Genomic DNA, 25,535 nt, shown 5'->3' with positions numbered 1-25,535 from the left:
AATCTTAAGAAAAAGCTAGAAATCCAGAGTTATTCCTTTCTTTATAGAGGGAGTTTAATGGAATAAATCTTATCTTATAATTGGATAAAATAAGAGTGAAGGTATTTAAATATGACAAATTTCACAGTAGAATCTTACACGCTCGACCAAGAAGCAATTGAATTTGGTGGGGACTCGGTAGGGGTCCATAAAAACCAAAAACCGCTTTAATTATAAAGCGGTTTTTTAATATGAGGTCAACGAATATTTAAGTTTTTCCAAATCTGATATAGGAGGAGAGTATATATAATGACGTCTCCGTCCAGTAAAGAATATTGCGTGGCAGCAATGGATAGATGAAGATAAAGAAGAAGTTGATGAATTTTATATAATCATTTAGAGTTAATTCTATGTTATAAATTAAGGTGCTAGCTATGAGCCGTGTTTAAACAAAGCTAAATTCTCAATAAATTAGTATATAAAATCCAACTCGAATTTGAGGAAGTTTAATGATCAATAACACATTTTTAAATATGATAGAAAAAGAACTTATTCATAAAGTTATTCTAATAAGCAAAAGCGCATATGATCCAATTGTTGCTAAAAATGTCCCTAAGGATTGGAAATGCTTAGGGACAGGGAATTATGCTGCTGTATTTTCGCATAAATCTAATCCTAATGCAGTTGTCAAAGTATATGGGAGAAGTTTTGAAGCTTTAGAAAAAGAAGCGAATGTATATACCCAATTAGGCATACATCCAGCGTTTTCAAACTTACTATATAAGGGACAAAATTATCTGGTTTTAAAAAGATTAGACGGAATTACACTGTATGATGCAATCGCAAAAGGAATTAAAATACCAGAGAGTGTCATTGTAGATATCGATCAAGCTCTTACTTTTGCTCGAAGCCAAGGTTTAAATCCATATGATGTTCACGGTAAAAACGTAATGATGAAGGATGGCAGGGGGTATGTTGTGGATATATCTGACTTCTATAAAGAGGGTCAAGATGAAAAATGGGATGATTTAGTAAAGGCGTACTATAAGATCTATAAAAAAACGTTGTATAAGATTCCGGTGAAAATACCTTATAAATTTTTAGACTTCGTTAGATATTCATATAGGACGTTTAAAAAAATCAAATGGAAAGTAGAATTATAAAAAATAATGATGAATATTTGGGAGTTTAAAAGTATTACACTTTCAATTTAAAATCATCTATCGTTAAATTATAGAAAGAACCTGGGATTTTTCCTAGGTTCTTTTTGTAGCAAGTAGTTAAATGCATTTAAAAAACGCTGTTTTCTCAAAGATTGTTGCTAACTAAGGTTTAAAATAAAAACAGAGTTTGATCTACAAATCGTGTAGAATTAAACCCTGTTTTTATTTTAGTAATTCATAATCGTTTGTTAATTAAAACCTCCGTTAGTAGATAATTTTAATGGGATTATTTTAATACGGATTCTTTAGTCTACCTATTTCATAAGTTAGACCTAATTTAAGCATTTCATCGATTACTAAATCCTTTAACTCTTTTTCATATGGAATTAAGGCAGTAAATTGAGCATCTCTAATAAATGCAAGTTTACTTTCTATAGTTGAAGTATTAAAAAAAGATTTTACTTCATTTAGGTTAACCTCAATATCTTTTTCAAGTTTGTAGATTGTATGATTACAATTTTTATTTCCTAAAGGCGTTATTCCTATTCCCTGTTTTTACCTTTCTTTCTACATAATCGTATACATCGTCAATTAATTCGCATTTGATTGTAGACATTAAATTGGCAATTATATAGTTTGCTTTCTCTGTATATTCATCATTTTCTTGTTGCTTAAGTTCTTTTAAGTAATCTACATATCTTGCCTCTTCTTGAAAGAAAATAAAGTTAGAAATTGCTACTGCACTTTTCATTGTACAAATTAAGCCCACAAACTCCATTATGTTTCGAGCCACAATTTTTATATGTTCACCATAATCCATTGGGCTAACGCAGACAACAAAAGCATTCTCTATATCTAATACCGTTCCAAAGTCGGTTAATAAGCCGAAATGTAGACCATCCATACCCGTACTCGCAAATGTAATTACATCATAGGGAGTAACATCATAAGCAAAACGTTCAGAGTGTAAGAAAAGATTTAAATCTTCACCTAAAGAATCTCCTTCTTTTTTGAGAATCTCCTCTAATTTTCTTAACTGTTCAAACGTAGATGACATCTTCAAATACTTTCCAAGATTTATCTCTTTATTCACAGTTCTCTCCCTTTATTTTACGGTTTTTCTTCAATTAACCTGCTGCGTTAATTGAATAACGAAGAATTATAAGTGTTTATATTTTACAAATATTTCTAAAATCCTTTAATTACAATTGAATCAGCTACTTTAAGTCGCTGAAAACAGTTGATTTTTTTTGTTTTCTTTTAATGATTCTACTGTGAAATAGTTAGATTTTTGACAAGTGAAATAAGCATTTTCTCTACCCGATTTTCAAATGCCACTCAATCCAACGATACCAGTATAAGTAATGGTCTAAATAATACGTACCAACTCCTTGAAATCGTTCCATCCATCCTTTCAAACGGCGATGATAGAAGAAGCGAAGCACAAAGATTTTACTAATAGGAAGATTTCTTATGTTAGCATTGAGGAAACCTTTTACAAAACAAACCAAATTCCTCACATAACTGTTGGTCCTGATGGTCAATGGCTTAATATTGTTGAGTATTGAAATCATTTCCTTACTAAACTAACGGGTGCATACTTGAAGATCAGAACTGTCATTTTGACAGCTCTTGTTGTGCTAACAGAAAGGATAATCGAAATATTTTTTTAGAAAATCGGGTCATAATAGTAAATATTGAGTTATTAGGAGATAGAGGATGAAAATCAAAAAAAAAAGAATGGTCAGGGCGGCATTTTTAAAGACATACTTATTGAAATTCGAGATTCAATCTTATTTGAATTAGTTTGGAACATCTTAATGTTTATACCAAGAATGATGATTCGTATAATCAAGAATATATTTTAACTAGTCTAAATGAGTGCGATTCTTTAAAGGTATCGCCTTTTTTGGTTTTATTAACGAAGCAGATTGTGAAGTATAGTACTTAAAGTAACGGGTGCTAGAGTTCAATAAGTGTGATCCAGATTCAACAGCCTTTGATCTTCAACAATCGGGCCGATTCTGGAGTAAGGAAATTAGTTAGTTTATCTTGAATATGTAGTTATTCCATTAAAGGGCAGGATTGTTGAAGAGTGGTTTCAAGAGTTTGATCAACAATCGGGCCAGATTGTGAAAAAACTATTTACATAATGGATACCGCCAGTAAAGGTAGCATCTGCGAATTGTGCCACCATATGTCCAATAATGAATATAGCCCATAAGTAAACTGGTTCGTATATTCGGCTAAAGAAAAAGGTTTTCATAAATTAAGTTTTTTTGTCACAATTGAAACCCTCTATCCGTCTTGATTAATGAAAAGAATAGGAGGGATTTAAATGAATAAATTTGATGTGGCCATTATTGGTGGTGGGTTTGCTGGATTAACAGCTGCTCTTTTTCTAGCAAAGGAAGGTAAGAAGGTAGTGGTGCTTGAGAAATCAGACCGATACGGTGGACGATCGATGACCATTAATAAAAATGGCGTTCTCATGAACCTAGGTGCTCATGCCCTTTATAAAGGCGGTGAAGCAATGAAGATATTTGATGAACTCGGGATTACAATCAAGGGAAATGAACCGTCTACGGATACACATGCTATTTGGAAAAATGAGGTTTATCAAGTGCCGATGGGTTTACGTTCCTTATTTTCGAAGCAATTTCTTAATGGTTTAGGGAACTCATCCCCCTCCGTTAGCACTAAAGCTAAACCTGCTTCAGTAGAACCACATTTTCAGTGGTAGCTGAAGTTATTTGTTGCCATTTTTCCGTACTGAAAAACTCACGTCTTCTTTTTGGAAATTGGAGCATTGGACGTTAACTTGTGTTGAATAGTAGGAAGCAAGCGAGACATAGCATTTATGGTGCCTTTCCTTCCAATTCTCGCTTAGCTCTAATAAAAGCAATAAATTGGTGCATTTCTTCTACAGAAAGAGAGGTTCCATCCACTGCCAGCTCTAAATTTGGTAGATCAGTTAATTCCATAAATTGAACTGACTTTATTGTATCCTCTTCAAGCTGAAAAGTTGGATGATCAACTCTACCTAAAAGGTAATCGGTTGATGTGTCAAATAAATCAGCCATTGAATTAAGGGCTTCTAATGAAGGGCGGCGGTGCCCCGATTCGTAACCGGCATAAGTACTCTTGGCGATTCCGAGTCGATCAGCCGTATATTGCAATGACCACCTTTTGCCCTTCCTTAATGTAGTTAATCTATTTAAAATCATCTTATTACTCTCCTTTTATTTCAATTTATTATATCATCATATGAATACAAAATGTACGCGTTATGAATATCATTTGCTTGATTTCACCCTGAAACATCACTATAATTACAATTAAAGTACGCGTAACGCGTATTTTTTACTGAAAATACATTTTTTTCTGTCAATATGCTTATAGTAATTTTAATGCTGAAACAAGGGAGTTTTTAGGGAGGTATTATATTGAAGAAGTTGATGTTACTTACTACCGGCGGGACAATTGCTTCGTTAGAAGGGGAAAATGGGCTATTTCCTGAGATGAAAGCCGAAGAAATTTTAAGTCATCTACCGGGATTAAATAGTCTCTGTCAGATTGATAGTAAGCCTTTGATGAATATTGATAGTACAAATATGCAACCGGAATATTGGGCTGACATGGCAAAATCTATTTATGAAAAATACAATGATTACGACGGCTTTGTTATCACCCATGGGACGGATACAATGGCTTACACTTCAGCTGCGCTCTCATATATGTTACAAGATGTAGATAAACCAATAGTGATTACAGGTTCTCAAATTCCAATTGCCTTTAAGAAAACAGATGCCAAAAGAAATATCTCTGACGCGGTTCGATTTGCTTGTGAAGATATAGGCGGGGTATATGTGGTTTTTGACGGTAGAGTTATCCAGGGAACAAGGGCCATTAAACTGAGAACGAAAAGCTATGACTCGTTTGAAAGTATTAATTATCCTTATATTGCCTCTATACATGAAGATGATATTAAGTATAATAAGTCTTTTCATTCACCAAAGAATAAGGAAATTAAGTTAGATACTTCCCTTTGTACGGATGTTTCTTTGATTAAGTTACATCCCGGGATTAAGCCAGAATTCTTTGATATTCTGAAAAATCAATGTAAAGGAATTGTAATTGAAAGTTATGGAAGCGGTGGCATTCCATTTCAAGGAAGAAACATTTTGCAGAAATTGAATGAGTTGACCGAGTGTGGAATATCAGTTGTCATTACTACTCAATGTTTAGAGGAAGGGGAGGATATAGATATATATGAAGTGGGGCGAAAAGTAAATCAAAATATCATCATTCGTTCCAGAAATATGAATACAGAAGCTATCGTTCCTAAATTGATGTGGGTATTAGGCAAGACACAGGACCCACAAAAGGTGAAGGAAATGATGGAAACACCAGTTGCAGATGACATTACAGTCTAAAACATACAAGGGGAGCAGGGGAAAATGGTGAGAGTTGAGAGAGCATACCGAATTGAGAAAGATTTTCTCGGTGAAAAGGAAATTCCTGCAGATGTTTATTATGGAATACAAACGTTACGCGCTGTAGAAAATTTTCCAATCACTGGCTACAAAATTCATAATGAAATGATTAAAGCGCTAGCAATGGTAAAAAAAGCAGCCGCACTAGCCAATATGGATGTCAAGCGTCTATATGAAGGAATTGGTGAAGTAATCGTTCGATCCTCAGATGAAATACTGGAAGGAAAATGGCACGAGTATTTTATAGTCGATCCGATCCAGGGCGGAGCCGGCACTTCAATGAATATGAATGCAAATGAAGTCATTGCAAACCGTGCGCTTGAACTGCTCGGTCATAATAAAGGTGAATATGGAAAATTAAGTCCGAACAGTCATGTAAATATGTCGCAATCAACGAACGATGTGTTTCCGACAGCCATTCACATCTCAACCCTTAATTTGCTGGAAAAGCTACTGGATACCATGAATGACATGTTGGATGTCTTCAAGAAGAAAGCTCAGCAATTCGATCATGTCATAAAAATGGGACGCACCCATCTTCAAGATGCCGTACCAATTCGCCTTGGTCAAGAATTTGAAGCTTATAGCCGCGTACTGGAACGCGATATTAAACGAATTGGGCAAACTCGCCAGCATCTTTACGAAGTGAATATGGGCGCGACAGCGGTAGGGACAGGTTTAAATGCGGACCCTCGCTATATCAAAAATGTCGTCAAGCACCTTGCAGACTTAAGCGGATTGCCGCTTGTCGGTACTGAGCACCTTGTCGATGCAACACAAAACACGGATGCCTACACAGAAGTGTCAGCTGCATTGAAGGTTTGTATGATGAATATGTCCAAAATCGCGAACGACTTACGATTGATGGCTTCCGGCCCGCGTGCTGGACTTGGTGAAATTACCTTACCTGCACGTCAGCCTGGTTCCTCCATTATGCCTGGGAAAGTCAACCCAGTAATGGCGGAGCTCATTAACCAAGTCGCCTTTCAGGTCATCGGAAACGATCATACAATTTGCTTGGCCTCTGAAGCGGGACAGCTTGAATTAAACGTGATGGAACCCGTGCTAGTCTTTAACTTGCTTCAATCCATCAGTATTATGAACAATGCGTTTAAAAGCTTTACAGACTATTGTCTAACCGGTATCGAGGCAAACGAAGACCGGATGAAAGAATATGTTGAAAAAAGTGTGGGAATAATTACAGCCGTGAATCCGCACTTAGGATATGAAGTTGTATCGCGAATTGCACGGGAAGCCATTTTAAAAGGCAAATCGGTACGAGAGCTTTGCCTGCAATATGACGTGCTGACAGAGGAAGAACTCGATTTGATTTTAAACCCCTACGAAATGACAAATCCTGGTATATCAGGTGGCACTTTATTCGATCGAGAGTAACCATTAAATCTGCAGATGAAATAAATGTATTTTGAATTTCTATAGGAAGAACCTGCCTATTAGGTGCCAAAGCTTGATAGGCAATGTCATTGATCGTTTAAGTTATTCTAATTCGATTTTGGTTATGAGTCACTCAACTGGCGGATGATTGTAAAACAAAAATTTAATTTTTAAAAACAAGATTTTGAAAGCGTTTTATTTTAAGGGGGCGTTAGAGTGAAGCATGTACGATTACCATCTATGTTAGAAATTATTTTTACATTGGGGTTGTTTTTAGCCATTGTTTTTTCATTTACCGCGATGTTTGATTTACCGATACAACTAGCACTATTTATATCGTGGTTCATTGTTATTTTACTTGGATTACGATTAGGACACCGATACGAGCAACTGCAAGGCGCTATTACAAACGGGATTTCGAATGGTCTTGAGGCTATATTAATTCTGATTGCAGTCGGTGCCCTTATCGGGACGTGGATTGCAGGAGGAGTCGTACCGACACTTATTTATTACGGATTGGAGTTTATCCACCCTAGCATTTTCTTATTAGCCACTCTCGTCATTTGCTCGATCACATCTTTGGCAACAGGTACGTCTTGGGGAACAGTCGGGACTGCTGGAATCGCAATGATGGCAATTGGAGAGGGAATGGGTATCCCTCTGCCGCTTGTAGCTGGTGCCGTTCTTTCCGGTGCATACTTCGGAGATAAACTTTCTCCACTATCTGACAGTACCGTACTCGCAGCATCAATGTCGAAAGTGGATGTTATTGCACACGTACGTGCCATGTTATATTTAGATGTCCCTGCATACATTATTACTGCTATTCTTTTTACCATAGCAGGGTTTATGTATGGCGTGAAAAATACAGATTTAGAAAAAGTAGAATTTCTGAAGACTGCATTACTAGAAAACTTCGATATTCAAATTTGGATGCTAATTCCTGCGATATTTGTCATTCTAATGCTCGCACTAAAACAACCTTCTATGCCAACGATTGCTGCAGGGGCTCTCTTAGGGATCATTTGGGCTACCGTATTCCAAGGGATGGATTTTTCTGTGGCCCTCGGTACGGCTTACAGTGGTTTTTCAATTGATACAGGCATTGAATTCATGGATGATCTTCTAAACCGTGGGGGGATCGAGGGAATGCTTGGCTCAATTGTCGTCATTATTTTCGGATTGGGATTTGGTGGTCTATTGGAGCATTTAGGAGTACTAAAAGTAATTGTTTCCAAATTCCAGAACCAGCTAACTTCAGCAGGTAATGTAACCCTGTCAACATTAATTGTTGCCTTTTTAGCAAATGTATTTGGTTGTGCTATGTACGTTTCATTAATTTTAACACCAAAGATCATGGAAGAAAACTATGATAAATTACACATTGATCGGAGAGTTTTAGCTCGAAATTCTGAGGTCGGCGGTACGCTAACATCTGGGATGATTCCTTGGTCCGACAATGGAATTTTCATGGCAGGGATTCTAGGTATATCTACCTTTTCCTATGTTCCATTCATGTGGTTAAGTTTTGTTTCCATTGCACTTGCGATCATTTATGGTTATACAGGGAAATATATTTGGTACACTAACAATAACGTACAGGCGCTGCAGCAGAAGGCTAATTAATCTCGTCTGCACAATGGTTTGAAGTTGAGTCTCAAGATAGCCAGCAAATTCTTACGCCTAGCTATGGTTTAATTAGAAATGTTTGCTACGAATTGACGATTCCAGTAAATGTAATGATTCACCCGCATACCCGGAGCTTGTTATTCCGATGCAGAGTTGAATATTATGTTAGAAGATATTGAAATCTGCAGGAATTTAGGTGCAGCTGAAGTTGTTACTGGTGCACTTACCAACGAGAAGGAAATATATAAGAAATGCTTACTAAATTAATCAGAGCAGCCAAATGGTTAGATATTACCTTTCACCGCGCGTTTGACGAGGTCGATCATCAGCTCACTGCTTAAGGAGATCTTCAAAAGTACCCTGACATATCTAGAGTACTCGCATCTGGCAGCAAGGATAAAGCTACAGAAGCTATAGAAGAGCTAAGTCAGCTGACAGATCTATCAGCAAGTACTGGTCTTTCAATTATGGCAGGATCAGGGTTAACACCTCGAAATTTGCCTGCATTCTTAGAAAAAGTTAACGTGGGAGAAGTTCATTTTGGTTCGGGAATCCGTTATGAATCAACTTATAGTAACCCTATCGATCCCATTCAAATAAAAGAGATCAGAAAAATTGAATCAGAATAGAACTGCAAATAAAAAAAGCTGCATGCATAAATGTAACAAAAGAGATCAGAAAAATTGAATCAGAATAGAACTGCAAATAAAAAAAGCTGCATGCATAAATGTAACGGGTTCGGTTTAGAGGTACAAAACATTAAAATCGCATACTAAATAACACATCATTTAGCACACCAATTATCATATAAGTTGGTGTGCTTTATTATTGTGAAATGAGATTTCACAGGGAGTTTAATTCGGCAGTTTAACGGAGTAATCGAATTCGATCTTTATTCTACATAAGGGCCATTTAATGGAATAAGGATTATTGAACCAACATGCAAGAACGATATTTTATTACATTTTCTGTGGTGAAGAATCTATAAAGAAATCTTCTCATGTATATTAATAAAAATTTATTATTGACATATTCCAGAAAATACCACATTATAATAATGAGTGAGTTGCTTACTCATTAAAAGGAAGAGGGCATGTTCAAATGAGCAAAACCAATATCCTGCGGGAAATCGTTCTACGAAAGCGTAATCAGAGCAAGAATACCAAGGAACTGCAGATCAACACTACGAACAGTATCGTTGAAGGCCGTTACGTTAAAATCGGAGGTATCGATCAGTGGATCACTATACGCGGTGAGGATCGAAATAACCCTGTTTTGTTGTTTATCCATGGTGGACCGGGTTCTACGTATTCCATCTTCAGCCCGTTGTTACGTTCTTGGGAGAAGCACTTCACTATCGTTCACTGGGATCAGCGTGGCGCAGGTAAGACATTCCGCAATAACGGTAAAGACGGGAGCGGAACCATTACTTTCGATCGCCTCGCTCAGGATGGGATAGAGGTGACTGAATACTTACGCGATAAACTCAGCCATCAAAAAGTAATTATCATTGGAAGCTCCGTTGGTAGCTTGATTGGTGTCATGATGGTAAAGCTTCGACCAGATCTTTTTTATGCATATGTCGGCACAGATCAGAATGTCCCGGATCCACAAAATCTTTTCAAATTAACAGTCAATGCTCTCCGTGCAGTAGGTAATACGAAAGGTGTTCAGTTGCTTGAGAAAATGGGGTCGGATCAGTCCCAGTGGAGTCGTAAAGACTTCGACAAAAGGAATCGATTAATCGTTAAAGCTATTAAGGATGTTCCCAATATGATTACGGACCTAATTTTGCCATCTATGCTCTCTTCTCCTGAACACAAAATACATGAAATGATTGATATCTTTAAAGGTATGAGTTTTTCCATTGACCACCTATTTGATGAATTAATGAATTTTGACTTAAAAAAACTTGGGATGCAGTTTGAGCTGCCAATCTTTATTTTTCAAGGAGACACAGACATTTTAACGCCAACTGAACTGGCTAAAGCATATTACGACGAGATTGAAGCTCCTCACAAGGAATTTGTTCTAATCAAGAACGCTGGCCATCTTGCGGTTTTTGCTCGTGCCGATCAGTTCCTTGAGGAATTGATAAAGAGAGTACGTCCGCTGGCACCCACGTCTCTCTCCTAATTGCAATAACTTCACCCGATTGATGGTACAAAGAATATAACATTTTTCAAAGATCCGGAGGTTGGAACATTGTCCCCATTAAATAAACAGCAGCTTGATCAAATCCGTGACGAGCGCACAGAGCAGATAAAGCAAGCGGCGCTTAAAGTGTTTGCTCGCCGAGGGTACACAGGAACGAAAACGAGCATGATCGCTAAGGAAGCAAGTATTAGTGAAGGACTAATTTACCGCTATTTCAATTCTAAAAAGGAACTTTTCATCACGATCGTCCAAGAATTGATGGAAGAAGCGAGAAGGGACCTTGAGTATGTTCAATACTTACCAGGAACACCCTTTGAACAAATCAGAAACTTAACCGAAAACATGCTTGATGAGAATAATAAGTACGCCTTTATGCTAATTGAACGGGCTCGTAAGGCGGATGATGTTCCAGAAAAAGTCACTCAGATCTTTGAAGAACATTCTACGAATGTTCTGATTGATCTGTTGGTTCCTGTCTTCGTTAAAGGGCAGGAATCGGGGGGATTTTCGCAAGGGGAACCCCGAAAGATGTTGTCCTGGTATTTTACCATCATCAACAGTCTTCTTATTCAGGATGAGGTGGATGAAGAGTATGGGTTGCCAGATGTGGATGTGTTAATGCGTATTTTAGCAAAATAAAAATCAACAATCGGGCGCAATTGTTGAGTAAATAAACCCAATTTCTCATGTGAAACACTGAGAGATTGGGTTTTTTAATCTTGAGTATAGATAATGGCTTCAAAATCTGGCTTTCCATCAGGGTCTGAAACACTAATTTTGCCATCGTGGATCTGTGTCGAGTATATATTTTTACCTTTCCATTAAACTTGGAAAGAACTATTCTACGACAATAAATCCTCATGAAATATGTAAATAATACTTATCTTTTAAATTTTCTAATGAGGTACCACCTAACATTTAGATTTGCTGCTTTTTGTACCAAGATATCCTTGGGAAACTCATCTTATTTTAGTAAATTAATAAATTCACGCATGAACCCAGGTAGATCTGGCCACGCATGACCAGAAACAAGGTTTTGATGTGTGTGTAATGTTTCATCAATATATGTAGCGCCACATGCAGTCACATCAGGTTTACAAGCAATATATGCTGTATACTCCCGGCCTTTCATCAAATCCGGTACAATAGTAAGCACTTGTGCCGCATGACAGATAGCACCTACTGGCTTATTTTCCTCAAAGAAGTGACGGACAATTTTCGGTAACGATTCCTCTAAACGAATATATTCAGGTGCTCGTCCTCCAGGAATAATCAACCCGTCATATTGCGAGGGATTAACATTAGCAAAAGCTACTTGAGAATCAATGCCATATGCAGGTTTTTCTACATATGTTTCCATTCCTTCTATAAAGTCGTGACTTACTGTTTGTAGTTTTTTTACAGAAGGTGAAGCAATCGTTACGTCAAATCCTTCTTCAAGACACCGATAATATGGATAAAAAATTTCAAGCGCCTCTACAGCATCCCCAGTAACAATCAGTACTTTTTTACTCATGAACATAACCTCCATATAAAATAATTTTAGTAGATAAAAAAGTGTTTTTTCCTTCCATGTTGTCTTTTCATCTACTCAATTCAACATTTCTATACGATTTCCTTTTAAAAAAACGTACCCATATGTCTATTACTAAATTAAAAACATCTGTTAAGTTAACATTCCAATAGAATAAACCCTATTTGTGATTTTATAATATTGTTAGAATCCAATAATCGGAGTGTCACTTGACATATCCCGAAATAGTGAGGATGGAGATATTTTGCACTTATTTTAAGTGTTATTTTGCACATCCAACTTTAAAACCCAGCTACCATGAGAAGATTAGCTGGGTTTCTTCATTACTTCCGGTTTACTGTTTTTCTAAATAACGATAAATCGTCGTGCGAGACACGCCCCACTTTTCCGCAACATCTTTAATCGGTGTACCACTTTCAATTAAAGCTTTCATCATTTCAATATCTTTTGGTCCATGCTTCTCTGGGCGCCCACCTAGACGCCCACGCGCTTTTGCAGCTGCTCGTCCTGCAACCGAGCGTTCCTCGATCAGGTTACGTTCAAATTCTGCAAACGCTGCGAATAAGTGAAACATCAATTGCCCCGTTGCATTGCTTTTGTCCATTGTTAGGTTTTCTTGCAAACTATGAAAGCCAACACCTCGTTCATTTAAGCTGTTGACAATTTGAATCAAATCTTGCATGTTACGTCCTAGTCGATCCAATCGCCAAACGACAATTGTATCGCCTTCACGTGCATACTGAAGTGCTTCCTCTAAACCGGGACGTTGTTTTTTTGTCCCACTCATCTTATCGTGATAAATTTTCGTACAACCATGTTGCGTTAGCGCATCTGTTTGTAAATTCAAATTTTGTAATCCTGTCGACACACGTGCATATCCAATTAACACCAATTATCACTCTTTCTCATTTTTACTCTGATTTCATTGTAACATAAGATAAAAATAAAAAGGTTATTGAACATAGAATAGTGAACAGGGTTTTATTACACTTAAGACAATAAAAAAGCCCCTTTCAAAAAGAAGCGTGTTCAGAAAAGGACGAGTTTTGAAACATAGAAGACAAATGAGTAATCTAAATGTATAAATGAAAAAGCATTAGTAAATGTGGATTTGAAATAAATTTAAATAATGTACAAGATTTTTTCTTGTTCAGCAATCGGGCAGGATTGTGGAAGAGTGAGTATTGTTTCTTTACAACAATCGGGCCAGATTGTTGAACAACGTGGTTTGTCATTTATGCTGAAATTAGGAATAGATGGTAATTAAATTAACGAAGCAGAATTGAATTGCTGAACAAGAATTAAGAAACAAAAAAAGGGGGAATTAAACATGGTTAGTTTACTTAATCTTGGAGTCTCGTGCTTGGACTAATTGCTTGAACGCTTCCAGTTGTTAATCTCATGCGATCTAAAAAGAATAACCATAAGAATTGGGTAGTTCTTTCCATTATGAGCATCAGTGCTTGTGCTATTTCGCTATGTTTCCAGATCTTCTATAACTATCATCTCGTAAAGATTGAGGATTGGGGTGCTCTTATGGACACAATTTATACTGTGGCGTTCGCGGCAACAGTTCTTCTTATCGTTACCATTATATTAAATGCAATTAATCTGATGGTATATCGTAACATTACAACAAAGTAGGATGTCAAACTCCAGTTTGTAAAGTTGAAATAATTAATCCATAATGCAATGCAAAAAGGATTAATTCCCATCTTTCTTATTATGTATTGAAGATTGTGAAAGTGTGTGTTTAAAGTATCGGGCTCGATACCTGGAGATCAGCCAGGTGATCTCCAGCTTTTTCCTTCTTCAAATAATCGGCACAATTGCGGAATAAGTGAAGAATCGATTTAGGGGGATTTTGATGGAAAGCCATATTAACAATTGGGCGGGAAAGTGAAGAAACTATATAAATCATTAAAGCTGACTTGAAGGGAGGACCTTGAGTCAGCTTTTTTATTTACATGTTAATCAATAGTTAAACCTATACTATCTTTTGAGGTGAAGAATATGTATAAACTGTTATCTCATAATGATCTCGATGGAGTTGGCTGCGGTATTTTAGCAAAACTTTCTTTTGGCGAGCAGGTCAAAGTACGCTACAATTCTATTTCAGGTCTTAATCGTGAAGTGGAATGGTTCTTAGAAAATGAGGGTAAGGATACTTTCTTATTTATTACAGATTTGTCCGTAAGTGAAGAAAATGAAAAAAGACTGGAAGAATTCTTTCAAGCAGGGGGAAAGGTTAAGTTGATTGATCACCATAAAACGGCTCTCCGTTATAATGATTATAAGTGGGGGCATGTTGTGGTGGAGGGTGAGGAAGGGAAGTTAACTTCAGCTACTTCCTTATTATATGAATTCCTCATATCTCATCAACTAATGGAGCCATCAGACGCAACAGCGGAATTTGTTGAACTCGTAAGACAATACGATACGTGGGAGTGGGAGAAAAATGAAAACCACCATGCACAGCGACTGAATGCATTATTTTTTCTTCTCTCAATAGATCAATTTGAAGAAAAAATGATTTCCCGGCTGCAAACGAGTGATCATTTCTACTTTGATGAATTTGAAACAAAAATCCTTGATATGGAAGAAAATAAAATTGACAGATATATTCGCAGGAAAAGAAGGGAGCTCGTTCAAACAGAGGTTGGAGGACTTTTTGTGGGTGTGGTTTATGCGGAATCGTATCACTCAGAACTCGGGAATGAACTCGGTAAAGAAAACCCGCACCTAGATTATATAGCCATATTAAATATTGGCGGCAAACGAATGGGTTTTCGAACAATCCACGATCATATTGATGTGTCTGATGTTGCTGCACAATTCGGTGGCGGGGGACATGCAAAAGCATCCGGCTGCACCTTAACAGAAGATGCCTACAAGCAATTCGTAATTGATACCTATCATCTTGAACCGTTACCAGAAGATGCGAAAAAAAATCGATATAATGTAAAAGAATCCACTTTTGGTACCATGTATAAAAACAGAAGTGACGAGATCTATCTTATATATCCTTTAGAAAATGGGGAATGGGGGATTGAAAAAAATAAAACAATAACGGAACAGACCCACCCAAGTTTTGAAGAAGCAGAAAAGTTCTTAAAAAGAAAATATTCAGCATGGCTTGTACAAGATGATAATTTCGTCAGAAACTTAATGGAAGAAGTAAAAAAGGCTAAATAATTTTAAAAAAAGCGAACAGCGACAGTGTTCGCTTTTTTGAGATGAACACCATTTTATTAATTTATTTACGTATTCCTGAATCATTTCAACGGTAACATTTTGTTTGAGTGGAATATTACGTAAATTGAGTCTGTTCATCATATTTGTCACTTCATTGATTTTATCTGTTGTAAAAGGTTTTCCATGTTTACCATAACTCAGTCACTTCTTCAATACATTTCTCACGCTGCTAGTATTCAACAATCGGGCGCTATTCTTCGATAAGATAACATAAACGATATTCCACAATCGGGGGCGATTGCTTAACAAAGTGTCGCCTCTTCTTATTAAGGTAAAGGGCAGTTTAACAGAGTAAGCGGATACTGAAGTTCTTCTACATAAGGGCCAGATTGTGGAATAAAGCGATTGCTCAAATCACGGAATTTTGAAAAAAATGTTATTGAATTAAAGGGCAGGATTGTGGAGGATTCGATTTTCATTCTTCTTTAGTTAAAGGGCCATTTTCTTGAATAAGAGAGGAATTTATTAGAAAGAGAATCGAACCTCAATGTTACTAAATTCTGGGTAGGGGTATGACCAAGATACAAGTAAAAATAAGTCATATCCTTACAGGGGTAAGTCAACGATTCGAGGAATAACTCCCCACATCTAGTGCGATAGGTCGCTTTTGTTTTTTTCTTATGTCATCAAACCATCATCAATTAAAGCCTGAATAAAAAGAATTGGGATTCAGCAAATTTCACTGGACTTCTGCCATTTTTTTTATGGGGGTTTTTATTACCAGTTTATTGATCATTAATTAGATAACAATAAAAAGAATTTCATAAAAGGGAGTGAACGATTTTATGACAACTGTTATCGATTCATCTGTTCAGCAATTTCAAACGTGTATTGATTCTTGTAACAAATGTATGCAAGCATGTGAAGAATGTTTAACTTCTTGTCTAAAGGAAGCTGACGTTAAAGCACGAACACACTGCATTAATATTTTAAGGGATTGTGCAGACATTTGTGCAATGGCATCGCAATGGATGTCACGTGGAAGTATGTATGCAAAGCAGTTTTGCCAACTATGTGCAACAATTTGTGATGCATGTGCAGTTGAATGTGCTAATTTCCAGGATGCACATTGTCAAGAATGTGCTAACTTCTGCCGTCAGTGTGCTGAAGAATGCCGTAAAATGACGACAATGTAAAGTAATAGAGGGGGGTTGGACCTTAGTCCGTTGGTTAAAAATCTGCAATGCAGCTAGCCATTAATGGACCTTACTATCGGGAGTTTGCCACCGTGCTTGAAACACTTCCGGACAATCGGGTCGTCAGTCATGAGGCTGTCCGTCAACACCCGTTTACATGAAGGCAAGTTTTTTCGAATCTCCCTCATTAGGGGCAGTGATTAACTTTACTACCCAATGATACCTCAACTGAAAAAAACTCTTGTAACTAATTAAGGATTACATCTTTTATTGCAGAATATGAGACAATAACCTAGAGGTGATAGAATGGATAATTCATTTATCGAAAAAGATAATGCAAAAGCTAAGAGGTTTAATCAAGAAGACGATGATGTATACTCCCAGGGCTATAATCTGAAAGACGATAATGTTGACGGTTTATCTTCAGCAACCGCGAGATCTTCGGCGAAAATATCCAAAAATAGATCAGATACATTAATCACAGAATAATACTTAGACGACCATCTTTCAATTTATATTCCTTCCCCTAATGAATTGTGTGAAAATTGTCTCTTCTTCTACAAAAAGAAAGGCCAATTTGATCTGAACCCAAAAAGTTAGACACGAATTTTAAGCAGCTACAGGGCATGAGTACGGTATTGAGCCGGGCTCATGCCTTTTAATTTTGCCTTAATTCGTTTGTGGTTGTAATAGTGGATATAATCCTCTAATTCTTGTTTATGTAGATTTAAAATAAAGTTTGATCAACTATAAAAAAGTTGCGATGTTTATAAAAAAGATCGATCAAGTTTTAGTCCCTTTTTTATAAAACTGCTGTTAAATCCACTATTATTGTTTGTTTTGATCAACCTTTTTTATAAAATTTTGGTCTTTTGAATGAAGAAAATTCTAACTTTGATCTTTCTTTAACCGATTTTTAGCAATGAAAAAAGAAAAGAATGGTAAAGGCTTCAATGATCCTTCCATTGGAATCGATTTTCATACCGGCTTTGTTTTATCAAAATGGGGAATGCTATAAAACGGAGGTGTAGATGATGAACAATACAGAAAAGGTAGAAAAACTTCTTCGTGACTATGGTTATCCCGAAGAAGCCATTCCGCGTTTAGTAAGAGAAATAGGGCCGTTGAGCTATGAAAAGGTAGCGAAGCTCATCATGCCTTACCCCGATATCACCGCTGGTAAATAAATCTGTTTATTAAGCAGCATTGCTTTAAAAGGAGGTAAATATGGAAGAGTTAAACGAAAAAAAGCATAGTTTTAAAATGGAAGACAGCACCGATCGTTTAATTGTAAAAGGAGAAATTATCGGTGAATCAGAACTTGAATTTTATGATGATTCGAGCACCTGGCTGGAATGTGACGTAAGCACCGGAATATGGTGCCGATCCGTTTTCAGAAAAAAGGGGTTCAATGCGTACATTGCCGGTAAAAAATTCGGATGATCCCTTTGAGGAAGGCTGGGAACCACTTCGTGAGATGGTCATTGAATTTTCCTTAGCTTCGGCTGCTATGCTTTGGCTTGTAAAATAAATGGCAGAAGTGAGCAGAATAAGTGACACAATCGTTGCTGATAACTTTTTTGTCATTGTTTTCTCCTTTCATATGCAGTTTCAAATTTCACAAAAAGATAATACGAGTAGTGTGTCTTGGATGGGTCAAGTGTGGAATCTGGAACTTTTGATGTAATGTAAACTACGGCCCGCGTACCTTACGGAAGGCCGATCATCTTGATTAGAACGGCATTATTTTTATCATGAAAGTTTAAAAATAGATAGTTCAATTAGAGGAACAATTTTCTAGAAGAAATAGAACCACCTCCTTGAGGGTTAAATTCTGTGGTCCTCAACGTTTCACAAACAAAGTGATATCAATAGGGAAGAACACAACTGACACAGACAGACATGAACAATACCTGGTAACTCGAATACTTAGAAACCCAGCCTGCTAATTCCCAATGAAATTTGATATATAATCTTAATGTGAAAAAACCCAATCCTTCCTACTATGGAAAATTGGATTTCTTCTATATATCATCAAAACAATTAATTATGACCTACTATTGGATGCGGTACATATGGCTCTTCAAGGAATGCAATTTCTTCAGTTGTTAGCTTAACTGATAAAGCACCTACAGCATCTTCAAGATGCGATATTTTCGTAGCACCGATGATAGGAGCTGTTACTGGCGCTTTCTGTAGTATCCAAGCAAGTGCGATGTGTGTGCGAGGGACATCGTGTTTTTCTGCAATGGATGCAACTCGCTCCACAACTAATCGATCCGCATCCGCAGTCGAATCATACTTGGATTTTTGGACCTGGTCTGTCTCAGAGCGATGCGTTGTTACTGACCAGTCACGCGTTAATCTACCCGATGCAAGAGGGCTATATGGAGTCACACCAATTTTCTCTTCCTTACATAGGGGTAGCATTTCTCTTTCCTCTTCACGGTAAATTAGGTTTAAATGGTTCTGCATGGACACAAACTTAGTCCAACCATTTTTTTCTGCCACATGTAAAGCCTTTTGGAACTGCCAAGCGTACATAGCAGAAGCACCAATGTATCTGGCTTTTCCAGCTTTCACCACGTCATGCAGTGCTTCCATTGTTTCTTCAATAGGGGTATCGTAATCCCAGCGATGGATGATATAAAGATCTACATAATCAGTTTCCAATCTCTTAAGACTTTTATCGATTTCACTCATAATTGCCTTTCTAGAAAGACCAGAACCATTTGGACCTTTATGCATTTGTCCGTGTACTTTAGTTGCTATTACAACTTCATCACGATTTGCATAATCTTTCAAAGCTCGTCCAAGATATTCCTCACTTGTACCCAGTGAGTATACATTTGCTGTATCAAAAAAATTAACCCCTAACTCAAGGGCTTTTTTTATTACAGGGCGAGAGTCCTCTTCGTTAAGTACCCATTGGTGAAACCATTTGTTAGCGTCCCCAAAACCCATACACCCAAGACAAAATCGAGATACATCTAAGCCTGTATTACCAAGTTTCACATACTCCATTTGATTTTTTCCTCTCTTTTGTTTATTTGCCGCGTTTATCATGACCTATTTACAACTAATTATGTCATAAATAATAAAGAAACCCTTATCACATTACTATCAAGTTTTTGCCTAATCCTCTCAAGACCTCTTACTTATTCAATGAATATCAGATACAATGAACCGAAGATGAAGAAAAAGGAGAATAAATTTATGTCTGAGAAAACCTATAAACAGCAATATGAACTTGCTAATCTTATTGAGCGCTTTTCAAAACAGGATGGTGTTCATCCGACGCCTATTCCATCTTTATTTCTCATCCGTGAATCCATTATTACTGAACCAATTTCTCGAGTTAACGAGCCGTCTTTTTGCATTATCCTCCAAGGAGAGAAGGAGGTATTATTGGGAGAGGAACGCTTTTTGTACGGTCCTGGAAATTATATTGTTGCATCCGTTGACTTACCAGTTACAGGACAAGTAATTAAAGCCTCAGCAGAATCTCCCTATCTAGCTCTCAAAATTGAATTTACACCGAGCCAAGTTTTAGAAGTATTAAATGAAACAGACATTCAATTTGAACAGGGGAAGAACACTAAACGAGCTATGTTTGTTAGCGAAGTAGAACCTTCTTTGTTGGATGCAGTACTCAGACTAGCTTCTCTAGTAGAAAATCAGAAACATATCCCCGTTCTTGCTCCATTATTTAAAAAAGAAATTATCTATTGGATTTTACAAGGGCCACATGGCGAAGCGCTTGAACAAATGGCATTAGAAGGAAGCAATGCCTCTAGAATAAGAGAGGTTATAGACCATATCATTAATAATTATGAAAAGCCTTTTCAAATTGAAGGGCTTGCCGAAATAGCGAATATGAGTGTATCATCGCTACATCGACATTTTAAAGAGGTAACGGCTATGAGTCCCATTCAGTTTCAGAAACAACTGAGATTGCAGGAAGCTAGACGCTTATTATTAGCTGAGTCAACAGTTGTAGCTGATGTTGCATTCAGGGTGGGGTACGAAAGTCAATCTCAATTCAGTCGAGAATATTCCCGAATGTTTGGCTTTCCACCTAGAGTAGATATAAACCGAATGAGAGAGAACTACGGTTAAATGAAGAAAAGTAACAGATTGTGAAGAAATGTTCTTAAACAAACGGGGGCGTTATCAAACGGGGGCGTTAGTGAAAGAAGAATTAATTGATTTTAAGATTGAAATCATATTTTAGGTATTCCAGAAAAGGGCGCTTATCTTCGATAAGACAACATAAATGATATTCAACAAACGGGGGCTTTTCTGTAATAAGAATTGTGCTCTTTTTGTATTATAGGGGCCATTTAATTGAATAAGAATCTCAAACCAAATTGTATATTTATATTAGCATTAGTATGGCGAGTTTGTGAAGGATTGTACTAAAACCAAAGTGGCAGAATAGTTTTAAAGACCTCCTTTTTAAAAGAGGTCTCTTAATTTTTGGGTTCCCATTGTTTATAATGAAGTAATTTAATAACTGGGTAACTATCATTTTCATTAAGGCCGAATAGATTCGGATTGATGTCAAAAGTTAAAGTATCAGTTCCCATGTACTTTGTGGTCTTTCCTGTCATAAAACCTATTTAAATGTCTCGTTATTTTCTCTTGTTTTCACTAAAAAATAGGCAGTAATCCAGGAAGTAATTGGAATAATTAGAGCTATGCCAATTCCGGCACAAAATATAGTGATCATTTCAGCACTAAATACTTTTGAATTTACGATATCGCCAACAGAATAAGATAAATCTTTAAACCAGATGAGCAATCCGAGATAGCCTCCAAAGAAGGCAAAAAATAACGTATTCGTATTGGTTCCTAAGATATCCTTCCCAATACTTATTCCAGATCTATATAAAGCTTTCCTACTAATTAGTGGATTATGATTCAATATTTCGCGCATTGGAGAGGCAATGGAAATCGCAACATCCGTAATCGCACCTATTGTACTCATAATAACCACTGCAGCTCCAATTTTAGCAAAATCCACTCCGATATAAAGGGAAAATATGCCAAGCTCCTCCGTTTCTTCCTCGCCAAATCCCTGAATCATTGCATTTTCTGTCACGAAGAGAATAAAAAAGAGTAAAATCACAATTGTGATAATAGTAGAAAAGAACGCTGTTGCTGTTTTACGATTCACTTCATTAATAAAAAAGAGAGTAATACAACTAATCAATGTAGATGCAATTACTGTTAAGATAATCGGATTAACATGTGGATCTGTCATAAAAAGGATTGTTAGAAACAACACAGCAAAGTTTAAGAAGAGAGCAATAAAAGACCTAGCTCCTTTTTTTCCACCAATAAGTATCATCAATATAAATAAAATAGTTGCTAGCAACACTAATACATTCATTATCGTGCCCTCTTTCGATTAATGAAAAAAATAGAGGTATATAGACCGATTGGAATAGTTAACACGATTCCAATACCACCAGCTAAAGCTCTAGCCAATTCCAATGAAAGGTTCATGGAAAGGGTAAACGCCAATGGAGAAGCATTCTTCAAATACAAAATAAGCATTGGAATCGAACCACTTATATATGCAAAAAACAAAATATTTGTCATGGTTCCCATAATATCTTTCCCAATATTCATTCCTGAAGTTTTAAGTGCTTTTATTGGTATGTTGTTATTCTTTTCATACAACCCATATATAGACGAAGACATTGTAATGGCTACATCCATTACAGCTCCTAAAGATCCTACTAATACCCCCGCCATAAACACCATTTGTGGAGGACGAGTTAGAAATTGCATTTCTTCATATCGAAGGCCATTTCCTGAAGTTAACCACATAACAAGATAGGTAATTAACAGCGATATAAACGTTCCTAGCAGAGTCGCAATAATAGCTGCATATGTTTTTCCATTAAAACCGTTAACGAGTAATAAAGAAATAAAAGTAAAGAAAATAGCACTTATACTGCAAATCAATACCAAACTGATGCCTGATGTATTCAGATAAATATCTAATGCATACGATAACAATGCAGCATTGACTACCAAACTTATAATAGAAAACAGTCCTTGCTTTTTTCCAACGATAAGTAATGTCAAGATAAAAATCCAAGCTATAATCAAAACGTATTTATCACGTTTTACATCTTTTATGGTTCCAGTTAAACCTGTATTTTCTTCTGTGTTCGTATTAATCGAAACAAACAATTCATTTCCGACATGGTATTCTTGATCAAACGCTCTAGAGGATGAATACTCATTCGTTAAATGGATAAGCTGCCCTTTATTTTCTCCATTTTTTAACTCTGCTATTATACTCTGTGTGAATAGCTTATCTTCATTATTATGTATATCAACCATTTCAGAGGTATTTTCTAGTTTGGTATCAATAACTTCGGCTATTGGACGTTCATAGAATGAATAATTGTGATTAACAAAAAAAACAGAGGCGACAAAACAAAGTCCTATTATGGTGTACATAATAATTTGTTTATAAGACATTTTTTTAAATTTGTTTACTTTTAACATTCAAAAAAAACCCTCCAAGTATCAGGATAGAACAAAGTGTATAAAATTTAAGATTTATTGGATTGATTATGTATGATTTTTTCTTATTAAGCAAACGGGCCAGATTGTTGAGTAACTCATTTTCAAAATAAATGGATATTTTAGAAGAGATTGTGAAGAAATTTACTTAAACTATATGGCAGTTTAGTGGAACAACAAATGACATAAGCAGAGGAGAATATTATTCTTAGGCCATCTAACATTTGCTTCGATAAGAAAGGAATATACGAGATTGTTTATGTAGACTTTCCGCGCCCACCGGGGTATATACGAAAGGGTTTGAGGGGGAGAATAGCCCCTTAAGGTTTTAATTTTTGTTATAATGACCACTATGTAGCTTTAATTTTTAATAAATAGGGAGTGGAATATGGAAAATAACGTTTTTGAACAGATGGCAAAAAGATATGATACAGAAGAAAGAATTGAATTAGCTAAAGTTATAGTTAAGGAAGTAAGACCAGAATTACGAAATAGTAAATCAAAATCTTTAATAGACTATGGGAGTGGTACTGGTCTAATTAGTTTAGAATTATCAGATTTAGTAGATTCTATTTTGTTGGTAGATTCATCAAAACAAATGTTGGAGGTTGCGAAAGCTAAAATTTCTCACAAAGGGATTACCAACTCAAAAGTACTTTATTCAGATTTTACTCAAGAAACTCCTGAACTTAAGGCAGACATAGTTTTAATGTCACTAGTCCTTCTTCATATTCCGGATACTAAAAAAATTTTACATGAATTGTTCAACATTTTAAATAATGGTGGCAAGCTAATTATTATTGATTTTGACAAAAACGATAAAATAAATCATCCGAAAGTTCATAACGGTTTTTCGCATGAAGAACTGAAAAAAAGATTATCCGAAGTTGGATTTAAATCAATTGAAATTAAGACATTCTATCATGGAAATCGTATTTTTATGAATCAAGATGCCTCAATGTTTATATCCAGTAGCATAAAGTGATCTCTTGTTTTTTGTTCCTTAGTTCACACAATCTCTAAAAAAGACCATTCATATCAAGGGTTGGCCTTTGACATTGTGAAATGTCATTGGTTAGTTTATTCCCTGTTGATGTGACTGGTTCTTTGTACATTTTTGGTTAGTTAAACTTTCTGTTGTTGATCGTTTCTTGGTGTTATTTTTATTTTTTTGGATTAAGGTTTAGAAACGAGATTTCGCCTAGCGAAAATCCCACCGGTATGAGAAGAAAACCGTTTTTGATATTCTGTGTGTAGTATACGAGCGAAGAAGGAAAATGAAAACGGTTGCATCAGCAAAAAATGCTCAAAACGGACGTTTATTTGTCATGCCTGGGGAGCGATTAACTCATGCAGAAGGTTGCTTAGCGTCATTTGCTAGGTTCCTACTGGCTTAACTAAGTCTTAACATGATGGGCATGTGGTTGCTGCCCAGTAATCGCAAATTTCTTTACAGAACTATTAGAACGCTTAGTAATGAATAAAGGTAATCATTGTTACTGGCTTCAAGACAATTTTACACCTTTAGGAGATGCCTATGATGAATAAATGCTTGTTCAACTAACGGGTGCAAGAGTTAAAGATGGGATCGCTGCGGCGATCTCTTTTCTTGTTGTGCTAACGTGCTTTAATCCCCTTTAATCCTTCTTGGATTAAAGCATTTTTGTTGAATTATTGTACTAATGTAAGCAAGTTTCTTGAAGAAGGAATGTCATTTCGATAAGAAGAATAAAGTAAGAATCATTTAAAATGGAGGGGAATTGATGGATATAAGAGAAGCTACGATAAATGATGTTCCTAAATTGGTTTCTTTAATGGACCAACTTGGTTATCCAACTTCAGTCGATAGGTTTAAACTAAGATTTAATGCTATTGCAGCAAATCCAAACTATCATACATTAGTGGCTGAATTGGATGGGAAAGTTGTTGGAATGGCAGGGTTATGTACAAGTTTATTTTATGAATATGATGGTTCATATGTTCGAATTATAGCCTTCGTTGTGGATTCAAATTATCGGAGAAAAGGAATTGGAGAAAAACTAATACAGCAGGCTGAAAATTGGGCAAGAGAGCAAGGAGCTATCTCCATTGGACTAAATAGTGGTAATCGTGAAGAACGAAAAGGGGCACATCAATTTTATCTAAATATGGGGTATAAGGATAAAAGTATAGGATTTTCTAAAAATCTTGTTTAACTATAGGGTGCAATAATTGAACAATGAAGGGACTGTCGAAAACAGTCCCC

Annotated in this window: 23 protein-coding genes and 4 pseudogenes; 17 read left to right on the top strand and 10 right to left on the bottom strand. The window is 36.3% G+C overall.

Going from position 1 to position 25,535, the window contains the following annotated elements:
• Positions 1-488: 488 nt before the first annotated feature.
• Positions 489-1,142, top strand: coding sequence for a serine/threonine protein kinase (locus tag QFZ72_RS28790; RefSeq protein WP_307440546.1), 654 nt, complete (start codon positions 489-491; stop codon positions 1,140-1,142).
• Positions 1,143-1,662: 520 nt separating this feature from the next.
• Here the strand turns inward: QFZ72_RS28790 and QFZ72_RS28785 are convergent.
• Together QFZ72_RS28785 and QFZ72_RS28780 are read right to left on the bottom strand one after the other, a co-directional pair.
• The gene (locus QFZ72_RS28785) at positions 1,663-2,235 is read right to left on the bottom strand and encodes a hypothetical protein (RefSeq protein WP_307440545.1); all 573 of its coding nucleotides are present in this window, start codon (positions 2,233-2,235) and stop codon (positions 1,663-1,665) included.
• A 129-nt stretch (positions 2,236-2,364) separates the two neighbouring features.
• Positions 2,365-2,572, bottom strand: a pseudogene (locus QFZ72_RS28780) (hypothetical protein); the annotation flags it as partial.
• Positions 2,573-3,480: 908 nt separating this feature from the next.
• On the opposite strand from QFZ72_RS28780, the pseudogene QFZ72_RS28775 reads away from it, so the two are divergent.
• A pseudogene (locus QFZ72_RS28775) lies at positions 3,481-3,810 on the top strand (FAD-dependent oxidoreductase); the annotation flags it as partial.
• A 190-nt stretch (positions 3,811-4,000) separates the two neighbouring features.
• Here the strand turns inward: QFZ72_RS28775 and QFZ72_RS28770 are convergent.
• Positions 4,001-4,369, bottom strand: coding sequence for a helix-turn-helix domain-containing protein (locus QFZ72_RS28770; RefSeq protein ID WP_307440542.1), 369 nt, complete (start codon positions 4,367-4,369; stop codon positions 4,001-4,003).
• 219 nt (positions 4,370-4,588) lie between these two features.
• Between QFZ72_RS28770 and QFZ72_RS28765 the strand changes: the two genes are divergently transcribed.
• From QFZ72_RS28765 to QFZ72_RS28740, 7 genes and pseudogenes are all read left to right on the top strand, one after another.
• Positions 4,589-5,578, top strand: a complete 990-nt coding sequence (locus QFZ72_RS28765) for a type I asparaginase (RefSeq protein WP_307440540.1) — start codon at positions 4,589-4,591, stop codon at positions 5,576-5,578.
• 24 nt (positions 5,579-5,602) lie between these two features.
• Positions 5,603-7,033, top strand: a complete 1,431-nt coding sequence (aspA, locus tag QFZ72_RS28760; protein WP_307440538.1) for an aspartate ammonia-lyase — start codon at positions 5,603-5,605, stop codon at positions 7,031-7,033.
• Between the two features lie 216 nt (positions 7,034-7,249).
• A complete protein-coding gene (gene nhaC / locus QFZ72_RS28755; RefSeq protein ID WP_307440536.1) occupies positions 7,250-8,659 on the top strand; it encodes a Na+/H+ antiporter NhaC in 1,410 nt (469 codons plus the stop codon).
• Between the two features lie 126 nt (positions 8,660-8,785).
• Positions 8,786-8,929, top strand: a complete 144-nt coding sequence (locus QFZ72_RS29740) for a copper homeostasis protein CutC (RefSeq protein ID WP_373464745.1) — start codon at positions 8,786-8,788, stop codon at positions 8,927-8,929.
• Positions 8,914-9,291 (top strand): annotated as a pseudogene (locus QFZ72_RS29735) (copper homeostasis protein CutC). Before QFZ72_RS29740 ends, QFZ72_RS29735 begins: the two are co-directional and overlap by 16 nt.
• A 472-nt stretch (positions 9,292-9,763) precedes the next feature.
• The gene (locus QFZ72_RS28745) at positions 9,764-10,798 is read left to right on the top strand and encodes an alpha/beta fold hydrolase (RefSeq protein ID WP_307440531.1); all 1,035 of its coding nucleotides are present in this window, start codon (positions 9,764-9,766) and stop codon (positions 10,796-10,798) included.
• 69 nt (positions 10,799-10,867) lie between these two features.
• Positions 10,868-11,458: a TetR/AcrR family transcriptional regulator gene (locus tag QFZ72_RS28740; protein WP_307440528.1), complete on the top strand. Its 591-nt coding sequence runs from the start codon at positions 10,868-10,870 to the stop codon at positions 11,456-11,458.
• A 325-nt stretch (positions 11,459-11,783) separates the two neighbouring features.
• Here the strand turns inward: QFZ72_RS28740 and QFZ72_RS28735 are convergent, their stop codons facing one another.
• Both QFZ72_RS28735 and QFZ72_RS28730 read right to left on the bottom strand, forming a co-directional pair.
• The gene (locus QFZ72_RS28735; protein WP_307440527.1) at positions 11,784-12,335 is read right to left on the bottom strand and encodes a DJ-1/PfpI family protein; all 552 of its coding nucleotides are present in this window, start codon (positions 12,333-12,335) and stop codon (positions 11,784-11,786) included.
• 352 nt (positions 12,336-12,687) lie between these two features.
• On the bottom strand, positions 12,688-13,242 hold the full coding sequence (locus QFZ72_RS28730) for a recombinase family protein (protein ID WP_307440525.1): 555 nt from the start codon (positions 13,240-13,242) through the stop codon (positions 12,688-12,690).
• Between the two features lie 1,124 nt (positions 13,243-14,366).
• Here QFZ72_RS28730 and QFZ72_RS28725 point away from each other — a divergent pair.
• On the top strand, positions 14,367-15,548 hold the full coding sequence (locus QFZ72_RS28725; protein WP_307440523.1) for a DHH family phosphoesterase: 1,182 nt from the start codon (positions 14,367-14,369) through the stop codon (positions 15,546-15,548).
• On the opposite strand, the gene QFZ72_RS29730 is transcribed toward QFZ72_RS28725, so the two are convergent.
• Positions 15,519-15,686, bottom strand: coding sequence for a hypothetical protein (locus QFZ72_RS29730; protein ID WP_373464744.1), 168 nt, complete (start codon positions 15,684-15,686; stop codon positions 15,519-15,521). The genes QFZ72_RS28725 and QFZ72_RS29730 overlap by 30 nt on opposite strands.
• Positions 15,687-16,393: 707 nt before the next feature.
• Between QFZ72_RS29730 and QFZ72_RS29725 the strand changes: the two genes are divergently transcribed.
• Together QFZ72_RS29725 and QFZ72_RS28720 are read left to right on the top strand one after the other, a co-directional pair.
• Positions 16,394-16,744 carry a four-helix bundle copper-binding protein gene (locus tag QFZ72_RS29725; RefSeq protein ID WP_373464738.1) on the top strand — a complete coding sequence of 117 codons (351 nt, stop codon included), beginning with the start codon at positions 16,394-16,396 and terminating at the stop codon, positions 16,742-16,744.
• 306 nt (positions 16,745-17,050) lie between these two features.
• On the top strand, positions 17,051-17,233 hold the full coding sequence (locus tag QFZ72_RS28720; RefSeq protein ID WP_307440522.1) for a hypothetical protein: 183 nt from the start codon (positions 17,051-17,053) through the stop codon (positions 17,231-17,233).
• A 128-nt stretch (positions 17,234-17,361) separates the two neighbouring features.
• Here QFZ72_RS28720 and QFZ72_RS28715 read toward each other — a convergent pair.
• A pseudogene (locus tag QFZ72_RS28715) lies at positions 17,362-17,463 on the bottom strand (IS3 family transposase); the annotation flags it as partial.
• A 315-nt stretch (positions 17,464-17,778) separates the two neighbouring features.
• Between QFZ72_RS28715 and QFZ72_RS28710 the strand changes: the two are divergent.
• A complete protein-coding gene (locus QFZ72_RS28710; RefSeq protein WP_307440519.1) occupies positions 17,779-17,931 on the top strand; it encodes a hypothetical protein in 153 nt (50 codons plus the stop codon).
• Between the two features lie 40 nt (positions 17,932-17,971).
• On the top strand, positions 17,972-18,187 hold the full coding sequence (locus QFZ72_RS28705) for a hypothetical protein (protein ID WP_307440516.1): 216 nt from the start codon (positions 17,972-17,974) through the stop codon (positions 18,185-18,187).
• Positions 18,188-18,787: 600 nt separating this feature from the next.
• Here QFZ72_RS28705 and QFZ72_RS28700 read toward each other — a convergent pair.
• Positions 18,788-19,768, bottom strand: a complete 981-nt coding sequence (locus QFZ72_RS28700; RefSeq protein ID WP_307440515.1) for an aldo/keto reductase — start codon at positions 19,766-19,768, stop codon at positions 18,788-18,790.
• 192 nt (positions 19,769-19,960) lie between these two features.
• On the opposite strand from QFZ72_RS28700, the gene QFZ72_RS28695 reads away from it, so the two are divergent.
• Positions 19,961-20,863 carry an AraC family transcriptional regulator gene (locus QFZ72_RS28695; protein ID WP_307440513.1) on the top strand — a complete coding sequence of 301 codons (903 nt, stop codon included), beginning with the start codon at positions 19,961-19,963 and terminating at the stop codon, positions 20,861-20,863.
• Positions 20,864-21,362: 499 nt separating this feature from the next.
• Here QFZ72_RS28695 and QFZ72_RS28690 read toward each other — a convergent pair whose 3' ends face one another.
• A complete protein-coding gene (locus tag QFZ72_RS28690; RefSeq protein WP_307440511.1) occupies positions 21,363-22,139 on the bottom strand; it encodes a YibE/F family protein in 777 nt (258 codons plus the stop codon).
• Positions 22,139-23,272 (bottom strand): YibE/F family protein, encoded by a 1,134-nt coding sequence (locus tag QFZ72_RS28685; protein ID WP_307440510.1) that lies wholly within the window; start codon positions 23,270-23,272, stop codon positions 22,139-22,141. The genes QFZ72_RS28690 and QFZ72_RS28685 overlap by 1 nt, the downstream gene beginning before the upstream one ends.
• Positions 23,273-23,678: 406 nt before the next feature.
• Here QFZ72_RS28685 and QFZ72_RS28680 point away from each other — a divergent pair, with 406 nt between their 5' ends.
• The gene (locus tag QFZ72_RS28680) at positions 23,679-24,275 is read left to right on the top strand and encodes a class I SAM-dependent methyltransferase (protein WP_307440509.1); all 597 of its coding nucleotides are present in this window, start codon (positions 23,679-23,681) and stop codon (positions 24,273-24,275) included.
• Between the two features lie 778 nt (positions 24,276-25,053).
• Positions 25,054-25,485, top strand: coding sequence for a GNAT family N-acetyltransferase (locus QFZ72_RS28670; protein ID WP_307440507.1), 432 nt, complete (start codon positions 25,054-25,056; stop codon positions 25,483-25,485).
• The last annotated feature ends 50 nt before the right edge of the window (positions 25,486-25,535 follow it).

This window comes from Bacillus sp. V2I10 (assembly GCF_030817055.1).
In the GTDB taxonomy this organism is placed as follows: Bacteria; Bacillota; Bacilli; order Bacillales; family Bacillaceae; genus Bacillus_P.
This window is presented reverse-complemented; position numbering and strand designations above follow the sequence as displayed.

Bases quoted from the DNA above. Each gene is read 5' to 3' on its own strand.
- QFZ72_RS28790 (WP_307440546.1), top strand. From the start codon at position 489: ATGATCAATAACACATTTTTAAATATGATAGAAAAAGAACTTATTCAT.
- QFZ72_RS28770 (WP_307440542.1), bottom strand. From the start codon at position 4,369: ATGATTTTAAATAGATTAACTACATTAAGGAAGGGCAAAAGGTGGTCA.
- aspA (WP_307440538.1), top strand. From the start codon at position 5,603: ATGGTGAGAGTTGAGAGAGCATACCGAATTGAGAAAGATTTTCTCGGT.
- QFZ72_RS28745 (WP_307440531.1), top strand. From the start codon at position 9,764: ATGAGCAAAACCAATATCCTGCGGGAAATCGTTCTACGAAAGCGTAAT.
- QFZ72_RS28735 (WP_307440527.1), bottom strand. From the start codon at position 12,335: ATGAGTAAAAAAGTACTGATTGTTACTGGGGATGCTGTAGAGGCGCTT.
- QFZ72_RS28725 (WP_307440523.1), top strand. From the start codon at position 14,367: ATGTATAAACTGTTATCTCATAATGATCTCGATGGAGTTGGCTGCGGT.
- QFZ72_RS29730 (WP_373464744.1), bottom strand. From the start codon at position 15,686: ATGAACAGACTCAATTTACGTAATATTCCACTCAAACAAAATGTTACC.
- QFZ72_RS29725 (WP_373464738.1), top strand. From the start codon at position 16,394: ATGACAACTGTTATCGATTCATCTGTTCAGCAATTTCAAACGTGTATT.
- QFZ72_RS28720 (WP_307440522.1), top strand. From the start codon at position 17,051: ATGGATAATTCATTTATCGAAAAAGATAATGCAAAAGCTAAGAGGTTT.
- QFZ72_RS28710 (WP_307440519.1), top strand. From the start codon at position 17,779: ATGAACAATACAGAAAAGGTAGAAAAACTTCTTCGTGACTATGGTTAT.
- QFZ72_RS28705 (WP_307440516.1), top strand. From the start codon at position 17,972: ATGGAAGAGTTAAACGAAAAAAAGCATAGTTTTAAAATGGAAGACAGC.
- QFZ72_RS28700 (WP_307440515.1), bottom strand. From the start codon at position 19,768: ATGGAGTATGTGAAACTTGGTAATACAGGCTTAGATGTATCTCGATTT.
- QFZ72_RS28695 (WP_307440513.1), top strand. From the start codon at position 19,961: ATGTCTGAGAAAACCTATAAACAGCAATATGAACTTGCTAATCTTATT.
- QFZ72_RS28690 (WP_307440511.1), bottom strand. From the start codon at position 22,139: ATGAATGTATTAGTGTTGCTAGCAACTATTTTATTTATATTGATGATA.
- QFZ72_RS28685 (WP_307440510.1), bottom strand. From the start codon at position 23,272: ATGTTAAAAGTAAACAAATTTAAAAAAATGTCTTATAAACAAATTATT.
- QFZ72_RS28680 (WP_307440509.1), top strand. From the start codon at position 23,679: ATGGAAAATAACGTTTTTGAACAGATGGCAAAAAGATATGATACAGAA.
- QFZ72_RS28670 (WP_307440507.1), top strand. From the start codon at position 25,054: ATGGATATAAGAGAAGCTACGATAAATGATGTTCCTAAATTGGTTTCT.